This is a genomic window from Pseudomonas sp. F2 (assembly GCF_057174385.1).
The window spans coordinates 1,197,011-1,212,736 of sequence record NZ_CM169904.1; the positions used below are offsets into that span (position 1 = coordinate 1,197,011).

General features: G+C 61.0%; 14 protein-coding genes. 1 reads left to right on the forward strand and 13 read right to left on the reverse strand.

Going from position 1 to position 15,726, the window contains the following annotated elements:
• Positions 1-177 precede the first annotated feature (177 nt).
• The 13 genes from AC193Q_RS05260 to AC193Q_RS05320 all read right to left on the reverse strand — a co-directional run bounded on the left by AC193Q_RS05260 (position 178) and on the right by AC193Q_RS05320 (position 14,735).
• Positions 178-1,767, reverse strand: a complete 1,590-nt coding sequence (locus AC193Q_RS05260; protein WP_121185238.1) for an arylsulfatase — start codon at positions 1,765-1,767, stop codon at positions 178-180.
• 69 nt (positions 1,768-1,836) lie between these two features.
• Positions 1,837-2,859, reverse strand: coding sequence for an HAD family hydrolase (locus AC193Q_RS05265; protein WP_121185240.1), 1,023 nt, complete (start codon positions 2,857-2,859; stop codon positions 1,837-1,839).
• Positions 2,856-4,289 (reverse strand): BatD family protein, encoded by a 1,434-nt coding sequence (locus tag AC193Q_RS05270; protein WP_121185242.1) that lies wholly within the window; start codon positions 4,287-4,289, stop codon positions 2,856-2,858. Before AC193Q_RS05270 ends, AC193Q_RS05265 begins: the two co-directional genes overlap by 4 nt.
• Complete coding sequence (locus AC193Q_RS05275) at positions 4,286-5,866, reverse strand: VWA domain-containing protein (protein WP_121185244.1); 1,581 nt, start codon at positions 5,864-5,866, stop codon at positions 4,286-4,288. The genes AC193Q_RS05270 and AC193Q_RS05275 overlap by 4 nt, the downstream gene beginning before the upstream one ends.
• On the reverse strand, positions 5,867-6,859 hold the full coding sequence (locus AC193Q_RS05280; RefSeq protein WP_483879263.1) for a vWA domain-containing protein: 993 nt from the start codon (positions 6,857-6,859) through the stop codon (positions 5,867-5,869). It abuts the gene before it with no gap.
• On the reverse strand, positions 6,846-7,448 hold the full coding sequence (locus AC193Q_RS05285; protein WP_121185248.1) for a DUF4381 domain-containing protein: 603 nt from the start codon (positions 7,446-7,448) through the stop codon (positions 6,846-6,848). Before AC193Q_RS05285 ends, AC193Q_RS05280 begins: the two co-directional genes overlap by 14 nt.
• Positions 7,445-8,380 carry a DUF58 domain-containing protein gene (locus AC193Q_RS05290; RefSeq protein ID WP_121185250.1) on the reverse strand — a complete coding sequence of 312 codons (936 nt, stop codon included), beginning with the start codon at positions 8,378-8,380 and terminating at the stop codon, positions 7,445-7,447. Before AC193Q_RS05290 ends, AC193Q_RS05285 begins: the two co-directional genes overlap by 4 nt.
• A complete protein-coding gene (locus AC193Q_RS05295; RefSeq protein WP_121185252.1) occupies positions 8,377-9,357 on the reverse strand; it encodes an AAA family ATPase in 981 nt (326 codons plus the stop codon). The genes AC193Q_RS05290 and AC193Q_RS05295 overlap by 4 nt, the downstream gene beginning before the upstream one ends.
• 22 nt (positions 9,358-9,379) lie before the next feature.
• Complete coding sequence (locus tag AC193Q_RS05300; protein WP_121185254.1) at positions 9,380-10,330, reverse strand: SphA family protein; 951 nt, start codon at positions 10,328-10,330, stop codon at positions 9,380-9,382.
• 12 nt (positions 10,331-10,342) lie between these two features.
• Positions 10,343-11,746, reverse strand: a complete 1,404-nt coding sequence (locus AC193Q_RS05305; RefSeq protein WP_121185256.1) for a DUF1254 domain-containing protein — start codon at positions 11,744-11,746, stop codon at positions 10,343-10,345.
• Positions 11,747-11,759: 13 nt separating this feature from the next.
• Positions 11,760-13,211: a DUF1254 domain-containing protein gene (locus tag AC193Q_RS05310; protein ID WP_121185258.1), complete on the reverse strand. Its 1,452-nt coding sequence runs from the start codon at positions 13,209-13,211 to the stop codon at positions 11,760-11,762.
• A 10-nt stretch (positions 13,212-13,221) separates the two neighbouring features.
• On the reverse strand, positions 13,222-14,001 hold the full coding sequence (locus AC193Q_RS05315; RefSeq protein ID WP_483879623.1) for a hypothetical protein: 780 nt from the start codon (positions 13,999-14,001) through the stop codon (positions 13,222-13,224).
• 308 nt (positions 14,002-14,309) lie between these two features.
• Positions 14,310-14,735 (reverse strand): YciI family protein, encoded by a 426-nt coding sequence (locus AC193Q_RS05320; protein ID WP_041066976.1) that lies wholly within the window; start codon positions 14,733-14,735, stop codon positions 14,310-14,312.
• Between the two features lie 332 nt (positions 14,736-15,067).
• On the opposite strand from AC193Q_RS05320, the gene tpx reads away from it, so the two are divergent.
• Positions 15,068-15,568 carry a thiol peroxidase gene (gene tpx, locus AC193Q_RS05325; RefSeq protein WP_041066982.1) on the forward strand — a complete coding sequence of 167 codons (501 nt, stop codon included), beginning with the start codon at positions 15,068-15,070 and terminating at the stop codon, positions 15,566-15,568.
• The last annotated feature ends 158 nt before the right edge of the window (positions 15,569-15,726 follow it).

Sequence of the window (15,726 nt, forward strand, 5' to 3'; positions counted from 1 at the left end):
TGACGGTGCGGGCCTCATCGCTGGCAAGCCAGCTCCCACAGGGATCTTCAGTGAACACTCATGTTGTGGTCGACAGAAATACCTGTGGAAGCTGGCTTGCCAGCGATTGGGTCCCGCACGGTCTCAGGTGAAAATCAGGGCCGCCCGCCGATGAGGGCGGGCGGCAGTTCAACGGTCTTACTGTGCAGCCGGAGCCGCTTTCATTTTTTCAGCGATTTTGGCGTCCACCGCCTGACGGATCTGGTCGATGCTGAAACTCGCCGGCCGTTGGCTTGGTGGGTAATCGACGAAGGTTTGCAGGAACTCTGCCGACTTCATCACTGCCACTTCGGTCAGGTAAACGTTCTTGGTGGTCCAGTCATAGTATTGATCGGAAACCACGTCGGCGCGCTCATAGGGGTCCATGCGCAAGTTGAAGATTTTCGGTACCCGCAGGCACACGAAAGGCTCGCTCCAGACTTTGAAACCACCGGGGGCACGTTGTTCGCAGAACACCGCTTTCCAGTTGTCGTAACGCATTGACACCAGCACGCCGTCGTCGTTGAAGTAGTAGAACTCACGGCGCTCACTCTTCGGTGCCTGGCCCGTCAGGTAAGGCAGTTGGTTGTAACCGTCCAGGTGCACTTTGAAGCTGGTGCCACCGGAAGTGGGTGCCCAGCCTTTGAGCAGTTTGTTTTTCACATCGGCTTCGCCCGCAGCGGCGAGCAGCGTAGGGAACCAGTCCATGCCCGAGAACAGTTCGTTGGACACTTCACCCGGTTTGATCTTGCCCGGCCAGCGGACCATAGCCGGTACGCGATAGGCACCTTCCCAGTTGGAGTTCTTCTCGTTACGGAACGGCGTGGTCGCCGCGTCCGGCCAGGAGAACTGGTTCGGGCCGTTATCGGTGGTGTAGACAACGATGGTGTTGTCGGCAATTTTCAGGTCGTCGAGAGTTTTCAGCAGTTTACCGACGTCGCCGTCATGCTCGATCATGCCGTCGGCATATTCGTTACCGGCCATGCCACTCTGGCCTTTCATCGAATCACGCACGTGAGTGAACAAGTGCATGCGGGTGGTGTTCATCCAGACGAAGAACGGTTTGTCCGCCTTCGCCTGTTTTTCGATGAACGCCTGGGCCGCGGCGGTGGTTTCGTCGTCGATGGTTTCCATCCGCTTGGTGGTCAGGGCACCGGTGTCTTCAATCTTGCCGTCGGCGAAGCTGTGGATCACCCCACGCGGCGTGAAGGCCTTGGTGAATTCGGGATTGTCCTTGGGCCAGTTCGGACGCTCAGGTTCTTCTTCGGCGTTGAGGTGATACAGGTTGCCGAAAAACTCGTCGAAGCCATGGTTGGTCGGCAGGTACTCATCGCGGTCGCCGAGGTGGTTCTTACCGAACTGACCCGTGGCGTAGCCCTGGGACTTGAGGGCCTGGGCAATGGTGATGTCACGCTTTTGCAGGCCGACAGTTGCACCTGGCAAGCCGACCTTCGACAGGCCGGTTCGCAGCGGCGTCTGCCCTGTGATGAACGACGATCGCCCAGCTGTGCAGCTGTTCTCGGCATAGTAGTCGGTGAACATCATGCCTTCTTTGGCAATCCGGTCGATGTTCGGGGTCTTGTAGCCGACCACGCCCATGGAATAGGCGCTGATATTGGTCTGGCCGATGTCATCGCCAAAGATCACCAGAATGTTGGGTTTTTCAGCCGCTGTGGCGGTCGCCGACAGCGCCATCACCGAGGTTGCCACCAGGGCAAGTTTCGGCAGCCATTTGCGTATGCGAGTCATCTGACTTGCTCCTTTTCGGGGGTCGTTTATTGCGACTTACGTTTCCTGCAGTCCTGCATCACGCTTTTCTTATTGCACCTGCTCGTTTGCCGGTGGATCGTACGGGTAGATCCGGCGCCATTCGGACGCCATGTCGACCACGGTCCAGCCACGGGAATTTGCTTCGTCGAGGGCTTTGTCGAGCCGCCCGATATCGGATTTTCGGTCATAGGCCCACTCGCGTCTGGCGTCGGTGTGGTGCACCAGCCCCATGAAGCGTTTGCCGGGGCCAGCGGCGGTCCACTGCAGCATTTGCAGGTCGCCGTCGGAATTGCCGAACGCGAGAATCGGCCGTTTGCCGATCACCGCATCAATGCTCTCCGGTTTGCCCGGGCCGTCGTCGTTGTGTGCCAGTTTTCGGGTGCGCAGGATCGAGGCCTGGCCGTCCTTGAACTGGAATGCGGTGACGAACGTGGTGCCGATCACCTGTTCCGGCGGGATGCCATAGACCTTCTCGGCGAAGGCGCGCATGAACCCTGTGTCGCCGCCGGAAACAATGTAGGTCTTGAAGTCCTGGCTGCGCAGGTAGTCGAGCATTTCCAGCATCGGCTGGAAGATCATTTCGGTGTAGGGCTTGCCGGTCTTCGGATGCCGCGCCTGGCTCAGCCAGGTCTTGGCGTAATCGTCGAAAGCCTCGGTGGTCATGCCGGTGTGGGTGGCGGCGAAGATCTTGAGGATGCCGTCCATGCCAGCGGCGGCGAGTGCCTTGTGGTCATTTTCCAGCACCGCTTTGAATGGCTGAGTGGTTTTCCATTCCGGATGCTGTGACGCATTGCGCTTGACCTCGTCGAGGGCGAACAGCAACTCGAAATACATCGGCTGCTCGCTCCACAGGGTGCCGTCGTTGTCGAACACCGCGATACGCTCGGCGGGTTTGACGAAGTCCTTGCTGCTCTGGTCGGTAACCGCTTGCACGAACGCAATGATGTTGTTTTTCGCAGGTCCGTCATTCCATGACGGCAAAGGTTCGCTGGCCTGGGCCAGCAATGGCAATGCCAGCGCAAACAACAATGCCAGGCTGAAACGTTGACGCTGCGGCGGCGGGGTGGTCATGGGAATTCCCTTTCCTGAACAGGGTTGAGTGGGCGCAGGGCCGACGCTGGTTTGTGCGGCTGTTGTTCGACCTGACTGTGAAGCGTAGTCAACGATTGGCGCAGTTGAACAAGTGTTTGTTCGGTCTGCGGATCACGCCCGTAAAGTCCGCGCAACAGGCCCTGCAAGCGCGGGCCGGCATTCACCAGTCGCAGCCCGAGGCGACGGCGGCGCAGCCACACATACACCGCGCTCAATTGCGCCGGCCGAGCCTGCAGTTGCGGGTTGATCTGCTGCCAGGCGTAATCCGCCGATTGCTCTCGGGCCAATTGCCGCGCGTGCTTGCGTGCCAGCCATTGGCGCCGGGCGCGCAGCACAACAGGGTGCAGCCAATAACCAGCACCGACGAAGACACTGAGGAGCGCCAGCCACAGCAGCCAGCGTGCGGAGACGTGCACATTGTCGCGGCCAAGCTGCCTGAGATCATCGGTGATCGAAAACACCGGTTTGTAGGCGCTGTTGGCTGCGGCTTCGAAGGTCACGGCGGGCACTTGCGCAATGCGGCTCTGCTGCGTTTTGACGTCCCACCATTTCACCGCGATGTCCGGCAGGGTGTAGGCGCCAGCCTTGTCGATGCGGTAGGTGACAGCGTCGATCCGCTGACCACCGAGCACGTTGCCGCGGCCATCATCCAGACGGCTGACTTGTGGGGTCTGCGGATAACGACTCAGACCGGCTACCTCACCCAGTGGCGGAATCGGCAGCGCCATCGCCAGTGCGTCATCGGCCTGCAGGGTCAGTTGGCGGGTCACGCTGTCGCCGGTTTTCAACGGGGTTGCCGAGTTGATCAGGCTTTGGCTCAGGCGCACATCGCTGGCCACCAACGGCGTTTCTCCGGGTTGAAAGCCTGGCGGCTGGGCGGCACTGAAGTGCAAGGGTTGGCTGTGTGCATTGATTGCATTGCTGGCCTGACCCGGTGTCGCAGAGACCGTCAACGGCGGGATGTCGAAGCGGCGGGCGACATTCGGGGTGATCAGGTAGCTGTAGCGCAAGCCGCTGAAGGATTGTCCGTCGATCGTCTGATTCAGGTGCTGGGCGCGGCCATCGGGCGGCGTCACCAGGGCGCCGTCGAGTTTCAGTTCGGGCAGAGTCGCGGCGCTGGTGAACCAGGTGTCGGTGAGCACGTCGACTTGCAGCTCGACCAGTCCGCCGACCATCACGCCTTCGGCGGGTTGCAGGTGGGCGTGGATTTTCAGTTGGGGTTCGGCGGCAGAGGCATTCAGGCTGAGCAAGCTGGTTATGAGCAAGGTGCAGATTTTTTTGCCGGCAGATCTGGCCTCATCGCTGGCAAGCCAGCTCCCACAGGGGGTGTCTGTGTTATCGCCAATCGAGTTAACAGCGCAAAACCTTGTGGGAGCTGGCTTGCCAGCGATGAAGCCAACCCGGTTCATGGTTTCGCCCCCGTTTGATCCTGCAAACTGAATTTCTGCTTGAGAAACTTCGCTGGCGAGGTGCTCAGGTTCTGCAGCCACAACGCGTCGGACGCTGCCTGCTCGGTCTCGACTTTTTTGCTCTGACCCTTGCCCGGCGTCTTGTCGAATTTCACTTCATCCGGTTTGGTCTCGGGGGCATTTTTTTCGGCGCTGTCGGTGTCCTTGAGCAACGCCTGCGCCAGCGCCAGATTGGCCGTGGCTTCGGGAAATTGCGGTTGTCTTTGCAGGGCCTGGGTGTAAGCGGCAATCGCCTGATCGAACTTGAAACGCCGCACGTAAATGTTGCCCAGATAAAACCATGCTTGCGCTGTGTCCAGGCGTGCAAAGGTTGCCAGCGCGAGGTCGTAGTCCGCCGCGTGATAGGCCGCCACGCCTTTCCAGTACGGATCGACAAACAGCGCCGCCGCTTGCGGCCAATGCTCATGCTCGGCGGCCCAGCGCCCTTGTTGATCGCGGGTGAAGAATGCATCGGTCAGTGCACTGGCCTGAGCGGGCGCGGCGGGCCAGCCAAGGCTTGTGGCCAACAGCAGCGCCGGTACCCAGTTGACGCTCCAGCCCTTGCGCACACCGAGCAGCGCCAACAATAGAAGGGGCCAGCACAGCCAGTAACCGGCGTCTTTCCAGTGCAATTGCTGTTGTTCGGCGCTGGCACTCTGGAAGTGTTGTTGCGCGTGCAACTCGATCCAGTCCAGATCATCGTCGTCGAGGGTGAGGCTGCCCAGCGGCGCGTCGGCAGCGGCGGCCAGTTGCTTGAGCGCCGCCATATCGAAGCGGCCGACTACCGGGCGCCCGTTGCTGTCGACTTTCGGCTGTCCGCCGGCTCCCTGAATCATGCCGCCGTCCTCATTGCCGACCGCCAGTACCAGCACCTGCAACTGGCTGTCATCGAGTTGTTTGTCGAGGCCATCGAGTTGCGCGGTGTCGGCACCGTCGGTGATCAGCAGCAGGCTGCCCGGGGTTTTCTCGGCACGGAGCAGGCGTTTGGCCTGCTCGATGACCGCGCTGACGTCCTTGCCGGGTTTGTCGATGAGGCCAGTGCCCAGCGCCTGAATGAAGGTGTCGAGCAACGCCGGATCGTCGGTTGGCGGCAACACCAGATGCGCGCTGCCGGCATAGGCGATCAGCGCGGTGCGGGCGCTGGCGCGACGCTGAATCAGGTCGTGCAGTTTGTGCTTGGCCGCTTCCAGCCGCGTCGGCTGAACGTCGTTGGCGTCCATCGACGGCGACAGGTCCATGGCGACGATCAGCGGCGCACGATTCTCCAGAAAGTCCGGGCGATCCTGCTCCCATGTCGGCCCGGCGGCGGCAATGGCGCCGATGAGCAGCATCGCGCATAGCCAGTGCACCGGGCGCAGGTGCTGCTGATCCTTTGGCGTGACCAGCAGGTGCGGCAGCAAATGTTCGGCGATGTTGTTGCGTAGCCGGCGCTGCAAGTCGCGGCTGCGGCGCCAGAGCAGCGGCAGCAGCGCGGCGAACAGCGCGAGCAGCAACCACAGCGGGCGCAGGAAGTGGAAGTCACCGAGATTGATCTCCATTCAGGCCTCCTGCCGCTGGCGGGCAAGCGCCAGGCGCGGGCGTAGCAGGGCACCGAGGTGATACAGCGCCAACAACCCCAGTGCCGCGCCCAACGGCCATTGGAACAGCTCACGTTGCGGCTGATGGCTGAGGGTTTTCACCTGATGTGGCGTGAGGCGGTCGAGGGTGGTGTAGACCTGATCCAGTGCTGCGCGGTCTTCGGCGCGGAAAAACTGCCCGCCTGTGGTCTGGGCGATCTGTTGCAGCCCGCGCAGATTGACCTGCGCCTCGCCGGAAGCCGTCGGGTCGCCGATGCCGATGGTATGAATGACAACACCTTTGTTGGCGGCCATTTCGGCGGCGTGGTCAGGAGTGATCGCACTGCTGGTGTCGTTGCCGTCGGTGAGCAGGATCAGCACTTTCTGCTGCTCGTGGGCCTGGTCGAGCAGTTTCAGACTCAAGCCGATGGCGTCACCGATGGCAGTGTTCGGCCCGGCCATGCCGATGCCGGTATCGGCCAGCAACAGCGACAGGCTGGCGTGATCAAGGGTCAGCGGCGCCTGCGGATAGGCGCCGCTGCCGAACACGATCAGGCCGATGCGGTCGTCCTTGCGCTTGTCGATGAACCCTTGCACCACCTGTTTGACGGCGGCGAGGCGATTGATTTTCTGGCCGTCGGCATTGCTGAAATCTTCGGTTTCCATCGATTGCGAAATGTCGATGGCGAGCATCAGGTCGCGCACCGGTTGCTGGCGCTCGATGGGTTTTTCAACGAACACCGGGCGCGCAGCGGCGAGCAGGATCAACATCCACACCAACAGATTCAGCAACCGTTGCCAAGGGTTCTGACGATTGCCAACCCGGCTCGGCGCTTCCCCGACGGCACGGCTCATGGCGCCGAAAAACGGCACGCGCACGGCGCTGCGGGCTTCCTGATACGCCGGCAGATAACGCAAGGTCAGCCACGGCAGCGGCAACAGCAGCAACAACCACGGGTAATCAAGCTGCCACATGGTGCTGCTCCATCCAGTATTGACAGGTGTCAAACAGCGCCTGGCGCTGTTCGGCCGGGAGCGCGCGCAGGGTGGCGTCGGGGGCGTAGGCGAGTTGGGCGAGCTGGGCGCTGAAGTCGTCGGGCAGCTTGTTTTTACTGTGCTGCTGCAGAAACGCCTGCCAAACCGATCCCCCCAACGCCGCAGGATCCTGTGGGAGCTGGCTTGCCAGCGATGGCGTCCTGTCATTCAGCTCGGATGTTGCAGGAGATGGCCTCATCGCTGGCAAGCCAGCTCCCACAGCTATTGTGTTCCACCAGCGAGCGCTGGGTATGGGCATCGAAACGGCCACGCGCTTGAGCAACTCGGGCAGTTCGCGCAGGGCATTCAGATCATCACTGCGCTCACGCAGCTGTGCCAGCCGCACCAACGCTTCGCGCCGATATCGATCCCGTCGCCATTGCCAATAGCGCCGCACGCCAACCACCAGTGCCAGCACAACCAACAGCGCCAGTAACAGCCACCAGCCCCAGGTCTGCGGCGCATAACTCACTGGCGCCGGCAGGCTCAGCTCCTTGAGCTGGCTGATGTCAGGAATAGTCGGGTTCATCGCCGTGGGCCGGCAGACTTGCCAAGCTCGGCGCGCAATTGCGCGTGGGCCTCTTCGGCGGTGCTGAACATCATCAGCGGCACCTGACTGCGGCGCAGCAGGGTGGCGACGTCCTTAAGGCGGCCACCGAGATAATCACCCAATGGCTGATGCACGCTGCGCTTATCGACAGCCAGTTCCACCTGCAATTGGCCCTGTGTGATCAGCAGCCGGCCATCACTCGGCAACTTCAGAGCCAGCGGGTCGTAGACTTGCAGGGCGATCACGTCGTTGTGCGCGCGCAGTTGCCGCATCAATTGCAAGGTACGTTCACCCGCCCCGGCGAAGTCGCTGACGATGCAGATCAAATGGTCGTGACCGGCCAGCACCAGGCAACGCTGCAAGGCCTTGTCCAGTTGGTCTTCGTCCTCGGCGTCGGGGTTGGCGGCGTTCAGCGCCTGATTCTGTTGCACCACGCAGCTGAGCAAGGCTTCGACCCGTTTGCGGCTGCGTAGCGGTGCGATGCTGTCGATGCGTTGATCGTTGAACACCAGACCGCCGACCCGGTCACCGGCGTTGAACACTATCCACGCCGCCAGTGCGCCGAGTTCAGCGGCGAGGGCCGATTTGAAACTGCGTTGCGAGCCGAAGAACATCGACATGCGCTGATCGACCACGATCAGCGCCGGGCGATCGCGCTCTTCAGTAAAAGTGCGTACCACCGGTTTGCCGGTGCGCAGCGAAGCGCGCCAGTCGAGGTGACGTAAATCATCACCGGGCTGGTAGCGGCGCAGCTCATCGAAGTTCAAGCCACGGCCACGCAAGCGCGAGGCATGGTTGCCAGCAAGAATGCTGCCCTGGGGCTGGCGCGCCAGAAAACTCAGGTCACGGGCCTTGAACTCCAGCGCCATCAATTGCGCCAGAGAGACGTAGACCAGTCCCTCCGTGTTCATGCCGGAATCGCCACTTTATCCAGCAACCGGTCGAGCACCTGATCGGCTGTCACGCCATCCGCGACTGCGTCGTAGCTCAATTGCAGGCGGTGACGCAGCACCGGATGCACCACCGCGCGCACGTTATCCGGCGAGACGAAATCCTGGCCCTGCAACCACGCGTCGGCCCGCGCGCAACGATCCAGGCCGATGCCGCCACGGGGACTGGCGCCAATGCTGATCCAGCGTCCGAGGTCTTCGTCGTAATTGGCCGGGTGGCGAGTGGCGTTGATCAGGTCGATCAGGTAGCGGTCGATGGCCGGTGATACGTGCACCGCGCTGACCTCCTTGCGCGCAGCGAAGATCACCTCCTGCGGCAATGTGAAGCCCTTGCCCGGCGCGGTGTTCGCACCCTGGGCAAACTCTTCGGCGCGCAACAGGCGCAGCACCTGGCTTTCGTTATCGGCGCTGGGGTAATCCAGCAACACCTTCATCAGGAACCGGTCCATCTGCGCTTCCGGCAACGGATAAGTGCCTTCCTGCTCGATCGGGTTTTGTGTGGCGACCACAATGAACAGCTCCGGCAGCACGTGGCTGGTGCCGGCCACGGTAATCTGCCGTTCTTCCATGGCCTCCAGCAGCGCCGCCTGCACCTTGGCCGGGGCGCGGTTGATCTCGTCGGCGAGGATCAGATTGCCGAACAGCGGGCCGGGCTGGAAGCGGATCTCGTTCTGCCCGGCGACCTGGTGCAGCACTTCGGCACCGGTGATGTCCGAGGGCAGCAAGTCGGGGGTGAACTGGATGCGGCTCATCTTCGCGTCCAGATGGGTGGCCAGCGCCTTGACCGTGCGCGTCTTGGCCAGCCCTGGCAGGCTTTCCAGCAGCAAATGCCCGTTGGCGAGCAGGCCGAGAAGGAGCTGCCGAATGACTTGATCCTGGCCGAGCACGGCTTCGGCGATGCTTGCTTGCAGGGCGTTGAGGTCGGTGAGTGCGGTCATGGGACAGTCCTTGGTGGCCGGTCTAGAAAAACGCCAGGGTCATGTTGGCGGCAATGCCGTTACCTTCAGGGCGGTTCTTGGTGTCGAACTCCGGCACCCAGCGCGCACTGAAGCTGGCCTGGGCGTCTGCGAATTTGCCAGTCCAGACCACCACCGGCCCGGCGCCGACGGAGCGGCCACGGAAGCCATTGAGGCTGTCGGCGGTCTGGCCCTTGTCGTCGGTGACTTGCTGGACATAACCGGCCGCGAGGCCTGCGCTCCAGCCACTGCCGAAGCCGTGAGTCCACAGGGCTTCGAGGGTGAAGATGTTGCCGTTGCGGTAATCGGTGGCGGTGTTTTCGGTATAGAACTCCAGGCCACTGGACAGGGTGAACTCGCCCCCCTTGCCGTCCAGATGGGTGAAGGCCACGGTGGGCATGAACGTGTAGTTGTTCTGGCCCGGGTTGGCCAGGCGATTGTCGTTGTAGGCGCCGGTCGGCACATAGATCGGCAGGGACAACGCGATGTGGTTCAGCTCGTCGAAGTGGTAGCCGGCGGCAATCGGGGTGATCAGCGCGTCGGCGAACTGGGTGCCGGAATCGCTGGTGCCGAGGGTGCGCCCGCGCGGGCCGGTGATGGCCGCGTCGATGTCGGTGTATTGCAGCGGTATGCCGATTGCCGAGGCGAAGTTCCATGGGCCTTTGCCGGTGTCCCAGATGTGCGTCAGGTTGGTCATGGTGTAGGAGACTTTCATGTCGATCCCGGCACTGACCTCACCGGAAATCGGCGCGCCGCGACTGCCCTTGAGCGATCCGTCGTACCAGATGCTGGTCACCGAGACGACCCAGCCCGGTTCGGGCGGGATGATCCCGGCGTTGGAGTACACCTGTTGCCCGGTAATCGGTCGGCCCACGCCACCTTCGGCTGCATAGAGTTGAGGACTGCCGATCATGCACAGCGCCAGCAGCGGACGCACAACGTAAGGCTTGACCATCACTGGCTCCGTTTATTGTTTTGAGTTGACCGGGTCGAGCTGCGGCATCTTCCACTCGCCGCTGGCCACTTCCGGTTTCGGCAGGTACAGGCGCAACACACCGTAGAACGGCCCGTCCGGTGCCGGCAGCCAGTTGGCCTGCTTGTCCTTGCCGGGATTTTTGTGCTGCACGTAGAGGGTCAGGCCGCCGTCGGCATCGCGCTTCAAGTCGGGCAGCATTCGCGAGTTGATCAGGTAGCGATTGAGCGGGTTGGCCACCAGCAATTTGCTCTTGCCGTCATACAGGGTCAGCGACCAGAAGGCGTCGGCCGGGGGCAGGGCGCCCTTGTCGAAATGCAGGGTGTAGTCGTGTTTCGCCGCGTCGGCCGGTTGGCCGTCCTTGTCGACGAAATAACCGATGTAGTTCGCCTCTTCGGCAGAGTTGCCGAAAATGCCCATGTTGGCGCCGGCGTAGCGATACAGGTAATTGCCCTTGAGGTGATCGCGGGTGCCGAACAGGTCACCGCTGCTGAGTTCGTGCGTGTCGACCTTGTCTTTCTTGAACGCGGCGAATTCAGCCTTGGCGTCACTGATGCCGTCTTCGAGAGCCATGCGTTGCTCTGGGCTGAGCTGTTTCAGGTCGAATGGCTGACCGGCACCGATGCCGATTTTGGCAAAGCGTGCTAGCAGGTCTTTTTCAACGTCCTGCGGCGGGGTGAAGGCGAGCATGAAGTTCAGGTAGCGGAACAGATCCGGGGTTTCGCTCATGGTCGGCGTCGGTTTCGGCCAACTGACTTTCGGTGCCGGCGCCGGAGCTTTCTGTTTCACGTATTTGCTCAGCGGCTCGACCTTGTAGCCTTTCTGGATCTGCTTGACCTTGCCCAGATCTTTTTCGTCGAACAGCTGCGTGCGGTACAGCGCGTAGGCAATGTTGCTTTCGCTGCGCACCAGGCGGTCGATGTTGATCGGTTGCTGACCCTGCCAGTCAGGCCCGGCGATCATGAAATGACCACCGTTGTTGCCGGTGCTGCGGGTGCCCAGGTAAGCGAAGTTCTGCGTGTAGGCGTCGATCAGTTGCACCGAGTAGTAACGGTGCTCTTCGATCGGCGGCAAGGTCAGGATCAATGGCTCGCTGCGCAGGTCCATCCAGACAAACGAGTAGGGCGTGTCGGCGTTCGGTGTGACGAACGCGGTGTCCTTGGCGGTGAAGGCCTTGGCGGTGTTGCCGATCTGGTTGAACGGTGCCTTGAAGTTCGGGCTCTTGCGGTCCACGGCCTGGGTGTACAGGGTCTTGTACATTTCCACTACCGGGAAGCCATACAAGTAGGCGTCCTTGGCGATGCTTCGGGCTTCTTCGGGGCTGGCGCTGAAATCGGCCCAGGCGCTGCTGCTCAGGGCGAGGGTCAGAGCGGCCAGCCATAGATTGCGTGCGTTCATGCGGCGTCCTTATTCATTGCACGACCGTGATGTCGTCAAGTTTCCAGCTCTTGTCGAAATAGGCTTCGGTTGGCGCGTACAGGCGGAAATAGCTGAACCAGTGCTTGCCGGGCACAGTTTGCACCCAGTTGTTTTCGAAGCCTTTGGGCGCACTCGGGCCGAAGTACAGGTCCACCGAGCCATCGGGGTTTTTCTTCAGATCCTGACGCGAAGACAGATCGGCCTTGCGCTGTGGATTGTCGATCAGGCAACGGCTGTCGATGTCGTACACGGTCATCGACCAGAACTGCTTGGCCGGCGGGTTGGCACCGACATGCAGGCGATAGGTCTTGCCGCCGTCGAGCCAGTCACCCTTGGCATCGGTGTAGGCACCGAGGTAGGTCTGGCCGAGGCCCGGGGTTTTGGAGACCATGCCTTTGGTGTTGGTTACCGCTTCATAGAACCAGGCGCTGCGTTCCCACAACTGGTCGTAATAGGCCACGCGTTGCGACGGTTCGGCAATGTTCAGCACCGTGTCCCAATGCCGGTCGGGCCAGTACTGCGCGTCAGGAAAGCGCTTGGCAAACGTGTTGGCCTTGGCGATCAGCTCACCGACCTGCGCGCCGGACTCCAGAGCCTGGCGCTGCTGAGTGTTGGGGTTGAAGGGTTTGTCCTTCTCGATGCCGAGACTGGCGAGCATCGCCATGTAGAAGCGATCACGTTCATTGACCGGTTCTTTCTGGATGATCTGGTGCAGCCGCTGCCAGTAAGCGATGCCGCGTGGCTGGGTACCCGACCACTTTTTACCGTCAGGCGACAGCAGGCGGGTCTTGCTCGGCTCGGCACGTTTGGCGTACGGGTACATCTTGAATTTTTCGACCAGTGCCTTGCCCTTGGCCGGATCCGGATCCAGCACACGGAAGCCCACCAGCACGTTCATGGTTTCCGATTTGGCCAGGTAATACTTGTCGGCATCGGCCGGTGGCTCCGCGCCCGGTGGCAGCACCAGGTATTTGCCGCCCTGGCCTTTGTCCGGGCCGGTCTGGCCCATGTCGATGATTGCCCGCTGCCAGAAATCGCCAATGCCGCCGGCGGTCGGTCCCGGTGGCAGTTCAATCACCAGCGGCCCGGTTTCGCTCAGGTCGACGAAACCGAGAATGTACGGCGTGGTGGCGTTGGCGGTGATCACGCCGAGCTTGTCTTCGTAGCTGTTGAGCACCAGCAAGTCGCCGCTGCGCGCGCCGAGCTTGTCGCGAAATTCTTCCTGCCACTGCGCGTAGGACACCAGTGGCAAGGCCCACAGGTAACTCTGGGTGGCCTGCTGGAAATCCAGTTCGGCGTAGAGTCTGGCAATCGACTCATGGGCCGGCAGTTCGCCTTCCATGGCGATCTTGCCGATACGGGTGTCCAGATCCTGAGCACCGACGCCGCAGCTGGCGAACAGGGTCATCAGGCTGAAACCGGCGGCGCGTAAAGCGATGTGCATGGCCATGTCCTTATTTTCCGAATGTCACGTTGATCCCCGCGAACAGGGTGAACTGCGGCACACCATCGCCTTTGCGTTCGACGGTCCACTGCGGTTCGAGGAAGGCGTTGAGAATGTTGCTGCCGGACTTCCAGACCTTGCCCGCACCCAGGCCGATCGGGATGTAGTGGGTGTTGTTCTTCAGGTCGAACGTCCAGATGCCGGTGGAGCGCAGGTACCAGCCCTTGTCGAGGTTGCGGATGATGAAGGGCTGCAGGGTTGCGCTTTCGACGTGTGCACGGTCGTGGTCGCCGGCGAACGAACTCTGGTACTGCACCAGCGCTCCGAGCAGGCCACGCGGCGACGAATCAATCGCCACCGCCGAGAGGCCGGCCTGCCACTTGCCGGTGCCCAGCTCATCTTCGGCAGCGGTCGGTGCGGTGATTTGCGGGCCGATGCCCAACTGCACGCCGTCGGTCTTGAGCAGGAAGATGTCGAACAGATTGAGATCGCCGATGCCGGTGCTGTAGCCGCCGTGCGGATCGGGTCGGGTGCTGATCGGCATCGTTGCGCGGAGCAGTTGCGGTACGCCGATGAAATCGTTGGGCGCAATCGGCAAAGTGCCGCGCAGCAGAGCGTCGTTGGTGTGCAGGTTGCTGTCGAACAGCTTCGGCGTGTAGTAATCCTGCAGGTTGGCGCCGGGCGCCAGGTTCAGCGGGTTGTTGCTTTTGTTGGCCTCTTCGGCGTTATTCGCCAAGGCACACACCACAGGCACCAGCGAACTCGCCAGCAGCAAGGCGCGACTCCCCATTTTCTTCGACATGATCCCCGTTTCCCTGGTGGCTACTGCATGGACGTCCCGGCGCTTCCCGGCCGTTGGACGTATTTCCTTTCTTATCAAGCCTGTAGGACACGTCTGAATGACGCTAGCAGCTAATGGGGAGTTAGCCAGTCGAAGGGATTAATTCTTTGGTTTTGTCTACAGAGTCACACTAAAGGTGGGCGCTGAATTTTTACGCCCCTGTAGGAGCTGCCGCAGGCTGCGATCTTTTGACTTTGATTTTTTAAAAGCCAGATCAAAAGATCGCAGCCTGCGGCAGCTCCTACAGGGGGCGGGGATTACAGATTTTTCTTCGCCAGCTCGCGAACACGCTCTTCCTGCGCCCGCGCCTCAGGCGTGAACTCGGCACCGAAATCCTCGGCGGAGAAAATCTGGCGGATTTCGATATCAGAGTCGCCTGGCATTGGGTTCGGGCAGCGCTTGACCCACTCGATAGCTTCTTCTTTCGACTTCACTTCCCAGATCCAGTACCCGGCCACCAACTCCTTGGTCTCGATGAAAGGGCCATCGATGACGGTGCGCTTGTCGCCGGAGAAATGCACGCGGGTGCCTTTGCTGCTCGGGTGCAGGCCATTGCCGTCGATGAGAACGCCGGCCTTGACCAGTTCTTCGTTGAAGTTGCCCATGGCAGTGATCAGCTCTTCACTGGGCATGATGCCGGCTTCGGAGTCGGCGCTGGCTTTGACAAGGATCATGAATCGCATGGTGGTTTCTCCAGGGAATGGGGTTGATTCACTGCTTAGTCGAACGGGCACCTCACGAATCGACAGAACTTCTGAATAAATGATGCAGACTCAGGATCCGTGAAGATCACTGTGGGAGCGAGCTTGCTCGCGAAGACGGCGGCACATTCAGCATAGCGTTGACTGGCAGATTGCTTTCGCGAGCAAGCTCGCTCCCACATGATTCGCAGTTGTATACAATTTTTTGCGCAGGCCCCTGACAATTTTCAGTCAGGGCATAGGTCGTCGGACAATTTCGTGGTTAACTTCGGCCTCTTGCATGCTCAATCACCACGTTAAGAAGGACTAAAGTCATGGCTCAAGTCACCCTCAAAGGCAACCCGGTTCAAGTCAACGGCCAGTTGCCACAAGCCGGTTCCAAGGCGCCAGCCTTTTCCCTGGTTGCCGGCAATCTGTCCGACGTCACCCTGAAAGACTTCGCCGGCAAGCGCAAAGTGTTGAACATCTTCCCAAGCGTCGACACCCCGACCTGCGCGACTTCGGTACGCAAGTTCAACGCTCAGGCCAACGAACTGAACAACACCGTGGTGCTGTGCATCTCGGCTGACCTGCCATTCGCCCAGGCCCGTTTCTGCGGCGCCGAAGGCCTGGAAAACGTGCAGAACCTGTCGACCCTGCGCGGTGCCGAGTTCATCGAAAACTACGGCGTAGCCATCGCTGACGGCCCGCTCAAAGGCTTGACCGCCCGTGCCGTAGTGGTTCTGGACGAGAACGACAACGTGCTGCACAGCGAGCTGGTCAAGGAAATCGCTGAAGAGCCGAACTACGACGCAGCACTCGCCGTACTCAAGTAAGCGCTTTTACAATTGTTAACGGCCTGGCCCTGTCCAGGCCGTTTTCATTTGTGTATCAGTGTTTTGCCTCACACCTTGAAACGTAAGTTGAAGGTAAATTGCCGGTAAAGCTGCTTTGCTTAAATCCCACCAGTGCTTATCGTTCAGCCTCCCGTAAA

Excerpts from the sequence above, each read along its gene's own strand:
- AC193Q_RS05315 (WP_483879623.1), bottom strand. The coding sequence starts at position 14,001 with ATGGGGAGTCGCGCCTTGCTGCTGGCGAGTTCGCTGGTGCCTGTGGTG.
- AC193Q_RS05270 (WP_121185242.1), bottom strand. The coding sequence starts at position 4,289 with ATGAACCGGGTTGGCTTCATCGCTGGCAAGCCAGCTCCCACAAGGTTT.
- AC193Q_RS05280 (WP_483879263.1), bottom strand. The coding sequence starts at position 6,859 with ATGTGGCAGCTTGATTACCCGTGGTTGTTGCTGCTGTTGCCGCTGCCG.
- AC193Q_RS05265 (WP_121185240.1), bottom strand. The coding sequence starts at position 2,859 with ATGACCACCCCGCCGCCGCAGCGTCAACGTTTCAGCCTGGCATTGTTG.
- AC193Q_RS05310 (WP_121185258.1), bottom strand. The coding sequence starts at position 13,211 with ATGCACATCGCTTTACGCGCCGCCGGTTTCAGCCTGATGACCCTGTTC.
- AC193Q_RS05295 (WP_121185252.1), bottom strand. The coding sequence starts at position 9,357 with ATGACCGCACTCACCGACCTCAACGCCCTGCAAGCAAGCATCGCCGAA.
- AC193Q_RS05285 (WP_121185248.1), bottom strand. The coding sequence starts at position 7,448 with ATGAACCCGACTATTCCTGACATCAGCCAGCTCAAGGAGCTGAGCCTG.
- AC193Q_RS05290 (WP_121185250.1), bottom strand. The coding sequence starts at position 8,380 with ATGAACACGGAGGGACTGGTCTACGTCTCTCTGGCGCAATTGATGGCG.
- tpx (WP_041066982.1), top strand. The coding sequence starts at position 15,068 with ATGGCTCAAGTCACCCTCAAAGGCAACCCGGTTCAAGTCAACGGCCAG.
- AC193Q_RS05260 (WP_121185238.1), bottom strand. The coding sequence starts at position 1,767 with ATGACTCGCATACGCAAATGGCTGCCGAAACTTGCCCTGGTGGCAACC.
- AC193Q_RS05305 (WP_121185256.1), bottom strand. The coding sequence starts at position 11,746 with ATGAACGCACGCAATCTATGGCTGGCCGCTCTGACCCTCGCCCTGAGC.
- AC193Q_RS05300 (WP_121185254.1), bottom strand. The coding sequence starts at position 10,330 with ATGGTCAAGCCTTACGTTGTGCGTCCGCTGCTGGCGCTGTGCATGATC.
- AC193Q_RS05275 (WP_121185244.1), bottom strand. The coding sequence starts at position 5,866 with ATGGAGATCAATCTCGGTGACTTCCACTTCCTGCGCCCGCTGTGGTTG.
- AC193Q_RS05320 (WP_041066976.1), bottom strand. The coding sequence starts at position 14,735 with ATGCGATTCATGATCCTTGTCAAAGCCAGCGCCGACTCCGAAGCCGGC.